The sequence below is a fragment of the Mesorhizobium sp. WSM1293 genome, from assembly GCF_000513875.1.
Classification (GTDB): domain Bacteria; phylum Pseudomonadota; class Alphaproteobacteria; order Rhizobiales; family Rhizobiaceae; genus Mesorhizobium; species Mesorhizobium ciceri.
The window spans coordinates 152,430-168,316 of record NZ_AZUV01000008.1; the positions used below are offsets into that span (position 1 = coordinate 152,430).

Consider the following 15,887-nt stretch of genomic DNA (forward strand, 5'->3'; position numbering starts at 1 on the left):
CTTGCCGTCTCCCCTGTTTGTGTAAAAGACTAAAGCGCGTCGCGTTGAGATGGATTCATGCAACGCGCTTTAGGTCTTTGTTTTTGTGCATGTCGTTCTCCCAAAACCGAGGTCACCTTTGGGCGACATGCATTAAGCGGGGAAGCAGAATGACCGGATACATCCTTGCCATCGACCAGGGCACGACTTCGACCCGGGCGATCCTGTTCGACGGCGATATGAAGGTCGCCGGCAGCGGGCAGAGGGAATTCATCCAGCACTATCCGGCCTCCGGCTGGGTCGAGCACGATCCCGAAGACATCTGGGCGAGCGTGGTGACGACCGTGAAGGCGGCGCTGAAGAATGCCGGCCGGGCTGCATCCGAAGTGGCCGCGCTCGGCATCACCAATCAGCGCGAAACCGTCGTCATCTGGGACAAGGCGACCGGCAAGCCGATCCACAATGCCATTGTCTGGCAGGACCGGCGCACCACGCCGCTGTGCCAGAAACTGAAGAAGCAGGGACTGGAGAAAAAGTTCACAAAAAAAACCGGCCTGCTGCTTGATCCGTATTTTTCCGGTACCAAGATCGCCTGGATGCTGGACAAGGTAAAAGGGGCGCGGCGTCGTGCCGAGAAGGGCGAGTTGCTCGCCGGCACCATCGACAGCTTTCTGATCTGGCGGCTGACCGGCGGCAAGGTCCACGCCACGGATGCCACCAACGCGTCGCGCACGCTGGTCTACAACATCGAGAAAAATGCCTGGGACAACGAACTGCTGTCGATACTGAACATCCCGGCAAAAATGCTACCCGAGGTAAAGGACTGCGCCGATGACTATGGAATCACGGAAAAAAATTTCTTCGGCGCCGAGATAAGAATCCTTGGCGTTGCCGGCGACCAGCACGCGGCGACCATCGGCCAGGCCTGTTTCGAGCCGGGCATGATGAAATCCACCTACGGCACCGGCTGCTTTGCGCTGCTCAACACCGGCAGCGACCTTGTGCGTTCGAAGAACCGGCTCTTGACCACTATTGCCTACAGGCTGAACGGCAAGACCACTTATGCGCTGGAGGGCTCGATCTTCATTGCCGGCGCCGCGGTCCAATGGCTGCGCGACGGCATCAAGGTGATCGGCAAGGCCGAGCAAAGCGGCAAGCTGGCTGCCGAGGCTGATCCAACGCAAAACGTCTACCTGGTGCCGGCCTTCGTCGGGCTCGGCGCGCCGCATTGGGACGCCGAGGCACGCGGCGCCATTTTCGGGCTGACGCGCAATTCCGGGCCGGCGGAATTCGCCCGCGCCGCACTCGAATCCGTCGCCTACCAGACGCGCGACCTGCTCGACGCCATGCGTAAGGACTGGAAGGGAGCTTCGGCCAAGACCGTGCTGCGGGTCGACGGCGGCATGGTTGCGTCGGACTGGACCATGCAGAGGCTGGCCGACATCCTCGACGCGCCGGTCGACCGTCCGACCATCCTGGAGACGACGGCGCTGGGTGCCGCGTGGCTCGCCGGGTCGAAGGCAGGCGTGTGGCCGGATGCCAAGAAATTCGCGAAGAGCTGGGCGCTGGAGCGGAGGTTCCAGCCGGCCATGGATGGCTCCGCGCGCGCAGCCAAACTTGCTGGTTGGCGCGATGCTGTGCGCCGGACGCTCAGCGTGTAGTGAGCAGCCATCAGGGTGAGGGGAGAATGAAGCCAGACTGGTATCCTGCTTGGCGCGACGGCCGTTGAGCAACTGCATGCCAAGAATGACCGCTTGCATAGAGATTTTCGCCTCGGCAGTTGGTCACGCTATGACTATGACCTCACGGCCGGAAAGCTTCTGTTCTCGGATGAAGGAGGCGTCAAGATCGTCACTGAGATCCAGATTGCAGGCTCCACGAGCGCCAAGGCCAGCAATTGGCTGTGGGCTTGGGCAAATTCGAATTTGCCCAGCGAGCTTCTCAGCGACGCCAAGCTGGTTCGCTCCTTCGGCGAGAAGAACAGCATAGATGAGTTGGCCCAGGCCTATGTGCCCAACGCCGGCAATGACCTGGAAGCGCTGGGTTGGGAATTGACGGGAACAATGGTTCGAATTTGCCATGCTCTCGGTGCGTATCGCTCACCGCGTGGTGAGGGTGGAGCGCTCTATTTGATTTTCAAAAGTATCAGCTGGGCGAACTGACCAGCACTCTCGCGCCTGGGCACGTCGAAAAATGGCCCGCGCTGTTGCCGGCGCAGGCCATTTTTACTCGGTACTCACACTTCGGATCAGTAAGGCGAACGGCACTCCTTGCGAGGGCCGTAATTCGGCTGGAACGTGTTGTCCGAAGCACGGTAGCTGCGATAGTGGTCGTAGCACCACTGGACGTGGGCGTTGCCCCCGTAGACGCGGTTGTTTTCGTTGTTGATGATTGCCCCGGTAATCAGCGCGCCGGTAGCGAAGGCCGCAAGCGGGAACCAATAATCGCCGTGACGACGGTAGCCGGGGCGATATTCACGATAGCCCCGATGGCCGTTCCAATACGCGCCGCGATTGCGGGAAAAATTGCGGTCACGCGAAAAACTGCGGTCACGCGAGAAATTGCGATTGTAGCGGTCCTTGCGCCACTCCCGGTACTGGACTGTCTGTACATCCGGCACCGCGACCTGGGACTGCGGCACATAGTTCGGTTGGGCATTAACCGACACCGCCTCCGCCGCAACGAATGTGGCGGAGAGAGCGGTCGCCAGCAGGCTCGTTGTGATTCTGTTCATTGGTCTTCTCCTCGATGGTTTGGCGGACGTCCCTGTGCCCGAAAAACGAGCGGCGCATACAATTGTTCCCCAGACTGGATGCCACTGTCAGGCATAAATGGCAGCGTTCCTTGGCCGTTCTCCCCCGACAGCGCGTGGGACAAGTGCCGCGACAGGGCGAAGCCGCCCGTGTTTGCGAGACCTCTTTTTCCGGTTGACCGGTCGAGGCACTCTCCCTATGTTCCGCGCAATTTCGAGGGCCGCCTTTCGCCCGCGGGAGCGCGTAGCTCAGCCGGTAGAGCAACTGACTTTTAATCAGTAGGTCATGGGTTCGAATCCCATCGCGCTCACCATTGTTTTAGCATTAAATATCAGCCACTTAGGGCCTTTGAGTCTTTGAGAAAGCAGCGACTGTGAGTTTTCACGGTCTGCACGCCCTTCTCAAGGATCTCGCCACGGGCAACGCATGACAAGATCGTCCGACTTCGGATCGTTGATTCTACAAGTCTTTGATTTTGTTGAACGGCGGCGGTGGCTCCCACCGCGATCCGACAGTCACTGCTGCCATTGATCGACCTTACCAACCGGCACAAACCCGTCAGCGCTTCCAGAAATCGCGGTGCGGTGCGAGCATCTCGTCGGCGATTTCGGGGAAGGGGCCAAAGACCTCGATCTTTTTCTGGCCGGAGCCGAGGACGGTGCGCGAAGAGAGGCTCATCGTCGGATTCTCCGCGTGATCCCCGGTGAGCGCCAGGAGTTCGGTCTCCTCGACCCCGTAAACCAGCCGCCCGATATTGGCCCAATACATCGTGCCGGCGCACATCGCGCACGGCTCGAAGGTTGAGACCAGCGTGCATTGCCACAGGAACTCCGGCGCGTAGGCAGCCGCGGCGCGCCGGGCGAGCTCCGTCTCGGCATGGCGCACCGTGTCGAGATTGCCCTGCCGCATCAGCACGCGGTCATCCGGCCCGACCAGAACGCAACCAAAGGGATGATGCCCATGTGCCGCCGCCTCGCGCGCGACCGCGTCGGCGGATCGAAGGTGGGCGAGCATCTGATCGCGTGTCATGGCAAAATCCCGGGACGCCGACATCCACCCGATGAGCGGCTCTTTGATCCGAGATTGCTGCCAAGCGATGCGAGTGGCAAGAGCGAACCGTGGCTTGAGACCTTTGCGCCGGGATATCAGACCTTTGCGCTAGAATCGCCGACCGGTCTTGGCGTCGAACAGATGAGCACAGGCGCGGTCGATCTCGATGCGCATCTGCGCGCCTTGCTTCAGCGCAAGCCGCTCCCGGAATAGGCAGGAGATTTCCTCGCCGGCGCAGTCGACCCTGGCGAAGATTTCCGAACCCGTGGCTTCCAGAAGCACGATCGTGCCGGCAATACCCTGGGAAATCGTTGCTCGGATATGTTCGGGACGGATGCCGTAGATGAGTTCACCCACGGGAATTTTTGCCAGGTTGATGCCTTCCGGCAGCGGCAGGGTCAGCCCACTGGCGCTGCGGAAAACGCCTTCCTCGACGCGGCCGGCAATGAAGTTCATGGCCGGCGAGCCAATGAAGCCGGCAACGAACAGATTGGCCGGACGGTCATAAAGGTCGAGCGGCGCACCGATCTGCTCGACAAGGCCGTCATGCAGCACGACGATCTTGTCGGCCATGGTCATGGCCTCGATCTGATCATGCGTGACGTAAATGGTGGTGGTGCCCAGCCGCTGGTGCAACGCCTTGATCTCGCCGCGCATCTGGACGCGCAATTTGGCGTCGAGATTGCTGAGCGGCTCGTCGAACAGGAAGACTTGCGGGTCGCGCACGATGGCGCGGCCCATGGCGACGCGCTGGCGCTGGCCGCCGGAGAGCTGGCGCGGATAGCGGTCGAGCAGCTTGTCGAGGCCCAGGATGCTGGCGGCCCTGCCGACGCGGCTTGCGGTGTCGGCCGGATCGGCTTTCTTGATCTTGAGGGCAAAGCCCATATTGTCGGCCACCGTCATGTGCGGATAGAGCGCGTAGTTCTGGAACACCATGGCGATGTTCCGGTCGCGCGCCCGCAGATTGTTGACGGTGCGATCGCCAATCGCGATCCTGCCGCCCGAGATCGTTTCAAATCCGGCAATCATGCGCAGCAGCGTCGACTTCCCGCAGCCCGACGGGCCGACCAGGATGACGAACTCGCCGTCAGCGATATCGACGCTGACATCGTGGATAATCCTGGCCGTTCCGAAAGCCTTTTGCACGTTGTTGATTGTGACCGATGCCATTGGGTTTTCCTCGAAAAAGAGTGCGATGCCGTAGCGTGCCTTCAGCCGCCCTTGACGGCGCCCGCGGTCAGTCCGGCGACGATCTGCCTTTGTGCGAACATGGTCAGGACCAGTACCGGCAGTGTCACCACCAGGGCCGCGGCGGCGAGCGGCCCCCAGCTCACTTGCTCGTAGGAGAGCATGTTGTAGACGGCGACCGGCAGCGTGCGCGTCTCACGGCTGGCGAGCACCACGCCGAAGACGAAATTGTTCCATGAGAAGATGACGGACAGGATAAAGGCGACCACTATGCCCGGCTTGGCGATGGGCAAGGCGACCAGCCGGAACACCTGCCAGGAACTGGCGCCGTCGATGTTGGCGGCCTCTTCCAGTTCCATCGGGGTGGTCTCGAAATAGCCGATCATCACCCAGACGACGATCGGCACGGTCACCACCAGATGGATGATGATCTGCGGCCACAGCGTGCCGAGAATGCCGACCCATTGGAACAGCAGGAACAGCGGGATGAGATAGGAAAGCCCCGGCGTCATGCGGGCGATCATGATGACCACCGCCGATCGCTCGGCCTTGAGCCGCGCGATGCCATAGCCGGCCGGCACACCGATCAGCAGCGCCAAAAGCGTCGCCGTGCCGGTCACCAGAACCGAATTCCAGAGATAGAGCAGGAAATTGTTCTCCTCGAACACTTTTGCATAGTTCGACCAGGCGAGATGTTCGGGGATCAGGATCGGCGGATAGGCGCCGTTGTCGATCTCGAATTTCAGCGACAGCGAGATCATCCAGAGGAAGAACAGGATCGCCGGCGAGACGAAGACGAGGGCCGCGAAGAACAGCCCGATCCGGTTGAGCAGTCGTGAACTCATCTATTTGCCCTCCACGCCGATCCACTGCGAGCGCTGGCGCAACATCAGGAGGATGAAGGACAGGGCGACGATGACGATGAAGAACACCACGGCCATGGCCGAGCCATAGCCGATGTCGTAGTAGGAGAAGGCGGTGTTGTAGAGATAGATGTTGATGGTCTCCGAGGCCGTGCCCGGCCCGCCCTGGGTCATCGCGTAGATGATGTCGAAACTCTTCAGTGCGTCGATGGTGCGGATGATCACCGCGATCATCAGGAACGGCGCGATCATCGGCAAGGTGAGATAGCGGAATTGCTGCCAGGCATTGGCGCCGTCGATCTCGGCGCTTTCGAACGGCTCGCGCGGCACGGACGCCAGGCCGCCGAGCACGATCAGCATCACCAGCGGCGTCCACTGCCAGGTCTCGACCGCAACCAGCGACGGGATGACCGTGTTGGCGTTGAAGATCCATTCCTGCGCCGGAATGCCGACCAGCGACAGAAGATAGTTGAGGACGCCGAGCTGGGGGTGGAACATCATCGTCCAGACCAGCGCCACGGCGACGGGCGTTGCCATCATAGGCATCACGAAGACGCCGCGCAGCAGGCCACGCAGCGGAAACCTGGCGTCGAAGATCAGGGCGGCGATGGTGCCGAGCAACATCGGCGCGGCAACCGAAAGGAAGGTGTAGCTCAACGTATGGAGAAGCGATTCCCAGAAGCGTTGGTCGTACGCCAGCCGCAGATAATTCTCCATCCCGGCAAAGCTTCGCGACTGGCCGAGCGTCCAGCGGTTGACGCTCATCCACAGCGTGAAGGCCCAGGGAAAGACGATCACGGCGCCGACGACGACGAGCGCCGGAACGACGAAAGGCCAGTAGTTGGGAGCCAGCCGGATCGTCTGGCTCCCTTCGATGGCTTGCGTCGTCACCCCGGTGCGTTCTGGGGTGGTGGCGGACATCAGCCTTGCTCGCTCCTGTCGAGGACCGGCTGGAATTGGTCGGTAGCCTTCTTCAACTCCTCGGCGGGATCAGCGCCGGCGATCAAATTGGTCAGCGCCACGCCGTAGATGTCGCGGAACTCTGTGACCGGGATAATGACCGGCAGCGACAGCCGGCTGACATTGCCGGAGCCGACCACCGCATCGAGCCAGCTTGCCGGCATGGTGACACCTTCGCGCACCTTTGGATCTTCGAGCACCGATTTGCGGAACGGTACGCCGGCGCCTGCCTGCAGCAGGCGCGCGCCCATGACCGGCGACACTGCCCACTGGCAGAACAGATAGGCGGCCTCCTTCTTCTCGCTGGTGGCCGTCACGCCGATACCGTCGCCGAAGGTGCCAGCCGCGTGCGCCTTGGGACCCTTGGGCATGACGCCATAGCCGACCTTGCCGACCACCCGCGATTTTTCCGGATTTTCCATCGGCGGGGCAAAGCCGACGCCATCGAACCACATGCCGATCTTGCCTTGCAGGAAGGCGGACTGCGCTTCGGCCCAGTTGAAGCCAGTGACGCCTGGAGGCGCGGATTTGGTCATCAGCCGCTGGTAGAGGCCGGCGGCCTCGATCGCCTCGGGCGACGTCGTGCGCAGCTTGCCCTGAGCGTCGAGTGGCGTCATGTCGTAGCCGAGCATGAGCGATGTCCACACCGGCGTGTTGGCGTTCTTGATGCCGCGGGCGACGAAACCGTAAGTATTGGTCGACGGGTCGGTCAGCGCCTCGGCCGCGGCCACCAGCTGCTCGAAGGTTTCGGGATATTTGAGGCCCTTGGCCTCGAACAACTCCTTGTTCCAGTAAACGATCCAGTAGTCGACCGAGAAGGGCAGCGAGCGCAGCACGCCCTGACCGTCCTTGGCGAACAGCATGCCGGCGTCGGCGAAATCGTTTTCGACCAGACCCGGATCGGTAAGGGTGGGGTCGGCGAGATAGCCTGATATGTCGGCAAGCCAGCCGCCTTTTTCGAACTGCCGCTTCTGCACATGGTAGCTCAGATGCACGACGTCGAAGCTCGGCTTGCCGGAGCTCAATTCGATCACCGTCTTCTGGCGCTGCTGCTGCTCAGGCGTTGCCTCGGCATTGACCTTGATCCCGGTCAACTCCTCGAACTCGGCGAGATATTTTATCAGGGTGTCGCTGCGCGGGCTTTTCACCAGATTGACGTCAAGCGTCGTGCCGGCAAAGCGCTTCCAGTCGACGGCCGCGGCAAAGCCTGGGCGAACACCCACAAGGCCGGCGGCGGCAAGTGCCGCGGTTCCCTGGAGGAGTTGCCTCCTGGTTGGGTTGAACAGATTGGACGACATTTCTTCCTCCCGGTTGCTGTCGTTGTCGAATGCGTCGCGACCGCGACGCGGCTCATGCTTCCTCAGATTTGCAGCGCCAGCCGGCGCGCCTTGTCGATGTGCAGGCTGATCGCCTCGACCGCCTTCTGCGGGTCGCGGCTTTCCATGGCTTCGATGACCGCAAGGTGCTCACGCATGACCGGCACGACGCGCCCGTCGATGCGGAAGCGCTCCTGATGGATCAGCCGGATCTTCACCGAGTTGACCAGATAGGCCTTGGCGATGATCTCGTTGCCCAGCGCATCGATGAAAGTGTCGTGCATCGCCCAGTCGATGCTCTGCGCCCTGGCCTCCATTTCCGGCGTCGGCGCCTGCGAAAGGGCTTGAGCCAGCATCTCCTCGTGTTCGCGCCGCAGGCGGGCAAGTTCGTCATCGGAAGCGCTGGCGGTGAACAGCGCCACCGCTTCGCGCTCCATGAACAGGCGGAACTGAAAAGCCTCGCGGATCAGGCTGATGTCGATATGGGCGATCTGCATGCCGCGCTGCGGGATCGTCGTCAGAAGCCCTTCGGCCTCGAGACGCGGCACGATTTCGCGAATGGCGCCGAGCGGCAGACCGGTGAAGGCGACCAGTTCGCGCTGCGATACGAACTGGCCCGGCAGCAGATCGCGGGCCAGCAAATGCCGCGTGAAGCTGGCATAGGCTTTTTCCCTAAGCGTGGTCGGTTCGCCGCCGTCTTCCATTTCAGCGCGTATCCCTTTGCCGGTCAGGCTGATTCCCTGGCAAACAGTCTGTCATAGGCGTCAGCCAGCTGTTGTCTCCCCTGCGAACCGATCGGCTCCAGCGGCGGACGGACCGCCAGCCAGCGGTCGTCGCTGGTCTTGCGCGCCACCATGACCTTCACCGCCGGCGTGACCGGATATTTGAGCAATTCGAGCACGAAACGCTCGACACGTGTGTCGTCGCGCCCGTCCTCGGCCATGGCCCGGATTTCGCTGGTAACGAAATTGGCCATGCCGGAGATTGCGCCTTGAGCACCAATTCGCACGGCTCGTGCCAGATGCCGCTCGTCACCGATCAAGATCACCAGATCGCCATGGGCGCCGAGCAGCGCCTCGCTGTAGTCCCAATCCCCGCCGGAATCCTTGACCCCCGCAATGACATCCGGAAAAGCCGTACGCAATCGGCCGATCAGGTCAAGCGAGAGCTGCACCATGGTGACCGACGGAATGTTGTAGAGCAGAACGCCACGGGCGAGGGGACCGAGCACGGCAAAGACAGTGGAAAACCAGCCGAAAAGACCATCGTCGCCGACATTCTTGAAGTAGCTCGGCGGCGCCAGCAGAATGTTGCGGGCGCCGCGCTGCAAGGCATGCCGGGCCTGCTCAGCGGCGTCTTCGGCCGCATCGACCAGCACGCCGGCAACAAGCTGATGCGGCAGGATGCCGGCAGCCAGCATGGCTTCGGTCACCGACCGCCGCTCCCCGGTGCCAACCGATGCGCCTTCGCCGGTGGTGCCAAAAAGCGTAACACTGGTGCACCCCTCCGCCAGGCAACGCTTGGCCTGGGCGACCATGAGGGCGGTGGCGATCTGCCCGGAGGCGTCAAAAGGCGTGGCAAGGGCGGCTGAAAGGCCAAAGCGTGATGTCACCGGGGGTCTCCGAAAAGAAGTTCGAAGGCAGTGATATCTCACTAACATGTCAGTTGTAAATCGGTCTGGTGCGAATTTTCTGCCCCGGATGACGTGGGCGAATCTTCTTGCTGGGAAGCGAACAGCGTCACACCGGAGATGTCGGTCAGACAGAAGAATCCCCCAACACCAGCGAAACATTGCCGCCGGCATGGCGTTCTAGCCGGCCGGCGAGGTCGAGTTCCAGCAGCACCATGAACACTTGGGCCGGGTGCAGGCGGGTATGGCGGATGATCTCGTCGACCGGCACTGGGGTCGGGCCGAGCGCCTCGATGACGCGGGCGCGGTCGCTTTCGCCGGGCGGTGGTGCGGCCAAGAAGTCGGGCGGCTCTTCGAACGGCGGCACGTCGGGCGCTCGCATGCCGGTCAGCGGCGCGATTGCCCTGGAAATATCCGATGCCTCGGTGACCAGGGTGGCGCCATCCTTGAGCAGGCCATTGGCGCCGGCGGCGCGTGGATCGAGCGGTGAGCCCGGTACAGCGAAGACCAGTCGGCCCATTTCGCCGGCAAGCCTGGCGCTGATCAGGGACCCAGAGCGTTGCGCTGCCTCGACCACCACCAGCCCAAGGACCGCACCCGCGACAAGGCGGTTGCGGCGCGGAAAATCCTGAGCGCGCGGCTGCCAGCCGAACGGCATCTCCGAAATGATGGCGCCACGCTCGGCAATCTCTTCGCACAGGCCTGCATTTTCAGGCGGATAAGGCTGGTCGAGGCCGCCGGCCAGCACGCCGATCGTGCCGGTCGCAAGACTGCCCTGATGCGCCGCTGTGTCGATGCCGCGCGCCAGGCCGGAGACGATTGCGTAGCCGTCGCGGCCGAGGTCGGCTGCCAGCATGCGCGCCATCTTGATGCCGGCCAGCGACGCGTTGCGTGCCCCGACTATGGCGACACCCGGCAGCCGGAAAACAGCTGCGTTGCCCTTTACCGCCAGCAGGGGCGGCGGATGATCCATGTTGCGCAAGAGGGGTGGGTAGTCTGCTTCACCGATGCCGACGAAGCGGGCGCCGGCCTTTCCAGCTGTTTCCAGTTCGGCCTCGGCCTCGGCAACGGACGGGATGCGGGCGATCCGGATGGCGCCGCCCGAAATCATCAGTTCCGGCAGTATTTCAAGCGCCGCTTCGGCTGAGCCGAAGCGGTTGATCAGGTCGCGAAAGGAGGCAGGGCCGACATTCTGGGTGCGGATCAGTCGTAGCCAGCTCAGCCGCTGCCGGTCGCTGAGGCGCGGCCCGGCGGTCGGCTCGCTCATCCCTTGGCTCCGATCTTGCCCTCGGTGCCGGCAAGCAGGCGCGAAATGTTTTCCCGGTGCTTGATGAAAACGATGATGCTCATCACTGCGAACAACCCGGCATTCTGCGGTGTGCTCATGAAATAGAGGGCGATCGGCACGATGACCGCCGCCGTCAGCGCCGCAAGCGAGGAATAACGGAAGAGAAATGCCATCACCAGCCAGACGACGGCGAAGATCAGCGCCACCTGCCAGGCAAGGCCGATCAGCACGCCGAGATAGGTGGCGACGCCCTTGCCGCCCTTGAAGCCCAGCCATACCGGGAAGAGATGACCGAGAAAGGCGCCGAGACCGGCCCAGATCGCCAGGTCAGGCGCGAAATAGCCAGCGATCAGCACGGCGGCCGTGCCCTTCAGCGCGTCGAGCAACAGCGTCGCCGCGGCTAGGCCCTTGTTGCCGGTGCGCAGAACATTGGTGGCGCCGATGTTGCCCGAGCCGATCTGGCGCACATCGCCAAGGCCGGCCGCGCGGGTGAGCAGAAGCCCGAACGGAATCGAGCCCAGGAGATAGCCGAACACAAGCGCTGGGATGAGGCTGTAAGTCATTGTTTCCCCCGCATTTCCCCCAGTTTGGCCGGATCAGGCGCGGTGCGCGGGTTGTCCGGCTCAGACGGAGAACACTGTGCGGCCCGCAACCAGCGTTTGCAAGACCTTGCCTTGCAGGCGCGCACCTTCGAAACAGGTGTTTTTTGAGCGCGAACGAATGCCGCTTTCGCTGACGATCCAGGGTTCGTCGAGGTCGACAAGCGCAAGATCGGCGACAGCGCCGGGCTTCAGCGTGCCACCGGGCAGTCCGAACAGTTTTGCCGGGGCCGTGGACAGGGTCTCGATCAGCCTCAGCAATGGCACGTCGCCATTGTGGTAGAGCCGCAAGGCCGCGCCCAGCAGCGTCTCCAACCCGATGGCGCCGGCCGCCGCATCGGCGAAGGGCAGGCGCTTGGTGTCGACATCCTGCGGATCGTGCGAGGAGACGATGACGTCGATCGTACCGTCCCTGACCGCCTCGATCATCGCCAGCCGGTCTTCCTCGGCACGCAATGGCGGCGTCAGGCGAAAGAAGGTGCGGTATTCGCCGACATCGTTTTCATTGAGCGACAGATTGTGGATCGCCACGCCCGACGTCACCGTCGCCCCGTCGGCCTTGGCACGCGTCACGGCGTTTGCCGCCATCGCCGTCGAGATCTTCGCCGCATGGTACGAACCGCGCGTCAGCCGCGCCAGCGCAAGGTCGCGTTCCAGCGGGATGGATTCGGCCTCGCGCGGAATGCCGGAAAGGCCGAGCCAGCTGGCGTAGAGGCCTTCATTCATCACGCCGGATGAACCGAGGTCCGCATCCTGCGTCTCATGCACGATGGTGGCGCCGAAGTCGCGCGCATAGGTCAGCGCGCGGCGCATCACCAGCGCACTCGATATGGTGTGGCGGCCATCGGTGAAGGCGACCGCGCCGGCTTCGCGCAGCAGGCCGAACTCGGTCATCTCGCGCCCGTCGAGGCCCTTGGTGATCGCCGCAGCCGGAAAGACGTTGACGATAGCCGTGTCTTTGGCGGTGCGCAGCACGAATTCGACAAGCGCCACATTGTCGATCACCGGGTCGGTATCGGGCATCATGACGATGGAGGTGACGCCGCCAGCCGCCGCCGCGACACTCGCCGACGCAATGGTTTCGCGATGCTCGCCGCCCGGTTCGCCGATGAAGACGCGGCCATCGACCAGGCCTGGAATGATCGCCTTGCCGGCGCAGTCGATAATGGTGGCGCCCTCGGGCGCGCCCTGGTTGAGCGCTGGCTTGCCGGCGGCAACGATCTTGCGGCCATCGACGATGACGGCGCCGACTTCGTCGATGCCGCGCGAGGGGTCGACGATGCGGGCGCGCTCAAAGACCGTTATGCTCATGCGCCGCGGCCCTCTTGGTTGCGACGGGGATCGAGCAGCGCTTCCATGACCGCCATGCGCACAGCAACGCCCATTTCGACCTGTTCCTGGATGACGCTTTGCGGGCCGTCGGCGATTTCCGAAGCGATCTCGACGCCACGGTTCATCGGTCCGGGGTGCATCACCAACGCGTCGTCTTTGGCCGCCTTCAGTTTTTCCGCATCGAGGCCGAAATAGCGGAAATACTCGCGCACCGAAGGCACGAAGGCGCCTTCCATGCGCTCGCGCTGCAGGCGCAGCATCATCACCACATCGGCGTCCTTGAGGCCTTCGGCCATCGAACGGGTGACGATGACGCCCATCTTCTCGATGCCGGTGGGCAGCAGCGTCGACGGCGCAACGACGCGCACCTGCGCGCCGAGCGCGTTGAGCAGCATGATGTTGGAGCGCGCCACGCGCGAATGCAGGATGTCGCCGCAGATCGCCACGATCAGCTTCGACAGCGGGCCCTTGGCGCGGCGGATGGTCAGCGCGTCGAGCAGCGCCTGTGTCGGGTGCTCATGCGCGCCGTCGCCGGCATTGACGACGGAGCAGCCGACCTTCTGCGCGAGAAGCGCGGCCGCACCGGCCGACTGGTGGCGGATGATCAATATGTCGGGCCGCATGGCATTCAGCGTCATCGCCGTGTCGATGAGCGTTTCGCCCTTCTTCACCGAAGAGCTTGCCACCGACATGTTCATGACATCGGCGCCAAGCCGCTTTCCGGCCAGTTCGAACGACGACTGCGTGCGCGTCGAGGCTTCATAGAACAGGTTGATCTGTGTGCGGCCGCGCAGCGTCGAGGTTTTCTTCTCGGACTGCCGCGAGATCGCGACCGCCCGGTCCGCCCTGTCGAGCAACAGCTCGATGTCGGCAGGGGAAAGGTCGCGGATGCCCAGAAGATGGCGATGAGGATAGGGGGACGAAGCGTCGGTCATCTCAAGGGGCTGCTATAGGGTGGAGACTTTGCGGCTGCAAGCGCCAGCTTTGCATTGGAGCCGTTCTCCTCATTTTTTTCGTGTAGATGGCCGATTGTATCGGCCGGTATTTTCATCGCGCGCGCTGCATGGCTTGGCTATATCTAGCCGACAGCCTCGGATTCGTGGCTTTCTGACGATAGAAGGATTGGGCGTGACCGACGACGTGACGAACCAGCCGCCGCCGCTGACGGGCGGCAACGCCTGGCGGGGCGATCCGTTGCTGATCCAGCTCGCGGAGCGTTTTTCCGATCCGGTGCGCCGGGAACTCGACGGTCTCGGCCGTTTCGTGCTGACGCAGGAGGCGCAGGAACTGGCGCGCCTCGCCAATGTCGAGACGCCGAAGCTGAGGACGCATGATCGCCAAGGACGGCGCATCGACGTGGTCGAGTTCCATCCCGCCTATCACGCCTTGATGCGCCGCTCCGTGGCCAATGGGCTGCATTCCTCGGTGTGGGAAAACGGCGACACCGAGATCGGCCGCCGCCATCAGGTCCGTGCCGCCCGGTTTTATCTGACGGCGGAGCTCGAGACCGGGCATCTGTGCCCCATCACCATGACCAATGCTTCGCTGGCGGCCTTGATGGCAAGCCCGAAACTGTTTCGTGAATGGGCGCCGCGCGTGACGACGCGCAAATATGACCAGAGCCAAAAGCCGCCGGTCGAGAAAACCGGGCTGACGCTCGGCATGGGCATGACCGAGAAACAGGGCGGCACCGATGTGCGCGCCAATGTGACGAGGGCGGAACGCGCCGGCAGCGGTTTTTATCGTCTGACCGGGCACAAATGGTTCATGTCGGCGCCGATGTCGGATGCCTTCCTGGTGCTGGCGCAGGCGCCGGAGGGGCTGTCGTGCTTCCTCGTACCGCGCGTTCTCGGTGACGGCTCGGGCAACGGCTTCCGCTTCCAGCGGCTGAAGGACAAGCTCGGCAACCGTTCCAACGCATCCTCCGAAGTCGAATTCGTCAATGCCATCGGCGAGATGGTCGGCGAACCCGGTGCCGGTGTGAAGACGATCATGGACATGGTGACGCTCACCCGGCTCGATTGTGCCATCGCCTCGTCGGCGATCATGCGCGCGGGCCTCGCCGAGGCCGTTCATCATGCCCGCCATCGTCAGGTGTTCGGTTCGACCCTGATCGAGCAGCCGTTGATGCAGCGCGTGCTGGCGGACATGGCACTCGATGTCGCCGCCGCCACCGCACTGTCGTTCCGGCTGGCGCGGTCCTTCGACGAGGCGGCCAGCGACCGCGGTGAAGCGGCGTTTGCCCGCGCCATGACGCCGGTCGTCAAATACTGGGTCTGCAAGATCGCGCCGCCTTTGCTCTATGAGGCGATGGAGTGCCTCGGCGGCAATGGCTATGTCGAGGAGGCGCCGCTCGCCCGCTATTATCGCGAGGCCCCGGTCAACGCGATCTGGGAGGGCTCGGGCAATGTCATGGCGCTCGACGTGCTGCGCGTGCTTGGCCGTGCGCCCGGCCTGTTCGAGGATGTGCTGGCCGGCATCGACCGCGATCTCGGCGCCGGCGGACGCGGCACGATCGGCGTGCTGAAGGCGGCGATGCAGGTCGCTTCAACCGACGAAGGTTCGGCTCGGCTGCTCACCGAGCAGCTGGCTCTGTCGGCTGCGGCGGCAGAATTGCGCCGTCTGGGGGCAGGGCGGATCGCCGACGCTTTCGTCGAGACGCGATTGGCCGGCCAATGGCGCAACACCTATGGCATGATCGATTCGCGCCACGATGCACGCATGATCATCGACACGCTCTATCCGCCAGTGAACTGAGCCGCGAGCATCGCAAAAACCGGCGCCATCCACAGTTTTGAGGCGTTGGTCCGTATCCTCTCGCATATGGCTAATTTCCGTTAACCTTAACAAATGGTTTCCGTTGCGATGGCGAGCGGCAAGGCCCACTGTCCCGGCGCAAGCAGGCAATGGTTCAGATTGGCCGTCTCCT

The 15,887-nt window shown here is 63.1% G+C and carries 15 protein-coding genes and 1 tRNA gene; 4 read left to right on the forward strand and 12 right to left on the reverse strand.

What is annotated here, in order from left to right:
• The first annotated feature begins 149 nt into the window (after nucleotides 1-149).
• On the forward strand, nucleotides 150-1,640 hold the full coding sequence (glpK, locus tag M729_RS0110570) for a glycerol kinase GlpK (protein WP_027161533.1): 1,491 nt from the start codon (nucleotides 150-152) through the stop codon (nucleotides 1,638-1,640).
• Between the two features lie 93 nt (nucleotides 1,641-1,733).
• Entirely contained in the window at nucleotides 1,734-2,141 is a 408-nt protein-coding gene (locus tag M729_RS01000000134830; protein WP_224672845.1) for a DUF6882 domain-containing protein, read from the forward strand.
• A gap of 86 nt (nucleotides 2,142-2,227) precedes the next feature.
• On the opposite strand, the gene M729_RS0110580 is transcribed toward M729_RS01000000134830, so the two are convergent.
• Nucleotides 2,228-2,713 carry a BA14K family protein gene (locus M729_RS0110580; RefSeq protein WP_013531805.1) on the reverse strand — a complete coding sequence of 162 codons (486 nt, stop codon included), beginning with the start codon at nucleotides 2,711-2,713 and terminating at the stop codon, nucleotides 2,228-2,230.
• Nucleotides 2,714-2,969: 256 nt separating this feature from the next.
• Here M729_RS0110580 and M729_RS0110585 point away from each other — a divergent pair.
• Nucleotides 2,970-3,045: transfer RNA gene (locus M729_RS0110585), tRNA-Lys, on the forward strand.
• Between the two features lie 245 nt (nucleotides 3,046-3,290).
• Here the strand turns inward: M729_RS0110585 and M729_RS0110590 are convergent.
• From M729_RS0110590 to M729_RS0110640, 11 genes are all read right to left on the reverse strand, one after another.
• A complete protein-coding gene (locus M729_RS0110590; protein WP_027161534.1) occupies nucleotides 3,291-3,761 on the reverse strand; it encodes a nucleoside deaminase in 471 nt (156 codons plus the stop codon).
• A gap of 129 nt (nucleotides 3,762-3,890) precedes the next feature.
• Nucleotides 3,891-4,952, reverse strand: coding sequence for a sn-glycerol-3-phosphate ABC transporter ATP-binding protein UgpC (gene ugpC, locus M729_RS0110595; RefSeq protein WP_027161535.1), 1,062 nt, complete (start codon nucleotides 4,950-4,952; stop codon nucleotides 3,891-3,893).
• Nucleotides 4,953-4,993: 41 nt separating this feature from the next.
• The gene (locus M729_RS0110600) at nucleotides 4,994-5,815 is read right to left on the reverse strand and encodes a carbohydrate ABC transporter permease (RefSeq protein WP_013531802.1); all 822 of its coding nucleotides are present in this window, start codon (nucleotides 5,813-5,815) and stop codon (nucleotides 4,994-4,996) included.
• Nucleotides 5,816-6,754 carry a sugar ABC transporter permease gene (locus tag M729_RS0110605; protein ID WP_013531801.1) on the reverse strand — a complete coding sequence of 313 codons (939 nt, stop codon included), beginning with the start codon at nucleotides 6,752-6,754 and terminating at the stop codon, nucleotides 5,816-5,818.
• The gene (locus M729_RS0110610) at nucleotides 6,754-8,091 is read right to left on the reverse strand and encodes a sugar ABC transporter substrate-binding protein (protein ID WP_027161536.1); all 1,338 of its coding nucleotides are present in this window, start codon (nucleotides 8,089-8,091) and stop codon (nucleotides 6,754-6,756) included. The genes M729_RS0110605 and M729_RS0110610 overlap by 1 nt, the downstream gene beginning before the upstream one ends.
• A gap of 62 nt (nucleotides 8,092-8,153) precedes the next feature.
• Complete coding sequence (locus tag M729_RS0110615) at nucleotides 8,154-8,813, reverse strand: GntR family transcriptional regulator (protein ID WP_013531799.1); 660 nt, start codon at nucleotides 8,811-8,813, stop codon at nucleotides 8,154-8,156.
• 23 nt (nucleotides 8,814-8,836) lie between these two features.
• Nucleotides 8,837-9,721, reverse strand: coding sequence for a dihydrodipicolinate synthase family protein (locus M729_RS0110620; RefSeq protein ID WP_013531798.1), 885 nt, complete (start codon nucleotides 9,719-9,721; stop codon nucleotides 8,837-8,839).
• Between the two features lie 145 nt (nucleotides 9,722-9,866).
• Complete coding sequence (dprA, locus tag M729_RS0110625; RefSeq protein ID WP_013531797.1) at nucleotides 9,867-11,006, reverse strand: DNA-processing protein DprA; 1,140 nt, start codon at nucleotides 11,004-11,006, stop codon at nucleotides 9,867-9,869.
• Nucleotides 11,003-11,590, reverse strand: coding sequence for a glycerol-3-phosphate 1-O-acyltransferase PlsY (plsY, locus tag M729_RS0110630; RefSeq protein ID WP_027161537.1), 588 nt, complete (start codon nucleotides 11,588-11,590; stop codon nucleotides 11,003-11,005). Before plsY ends, dprA begins: the two co-directional genes overlap by 4 nt.
• 60 nt (nucleotides 11,591-11,650) lie before the next feature.
• Nucleotides 11,651-12,937, reverse strand: a complete 1,287-nt coding sequence (locus tag M729_RS0110635; RefSeq protein ID WP_027161538.1) for a dihydroorotase — start codon at nucleotides 12,935-12,937, stop codon at nucleotides 11,651-11,653.
• Nucleotides 12,934-13,893, reverse strand: coding sequence for an aspartate carbamoyltransferase catalytic subunit (locus M729_RS0110640; protein ID WP_013531794.1), 960 nt, complete (start codon nucleotides 13,891-13,893; stop codon nucleotides 12,934-12,936). The genes M729_RS0110635 and M729_RS0110640 overlap by 4 nt, the downstream gene beginning before the upstream one ends.
• Nucleotides 13,894-14,086: 193 nt before the next feature.
• Here M729_RS0110640 and M729_RS0110645 point away from each other — a divergent pair, with 193 nt between their 5' ends.
• Nucleotides 14,087-15,715: a DNA alkylation response protein gene (locus M729_RS0110645; protein WP_013531793.1), complete on the forward strand. Its 1,629-nt coding sequence runs from the start codon at nucleotides 14,087-14,089 to the stop codon at nucleotides 15,713-15,715.
• Nucleotides 15,716-15,887 lie beyond the last annotated feature (172 nt).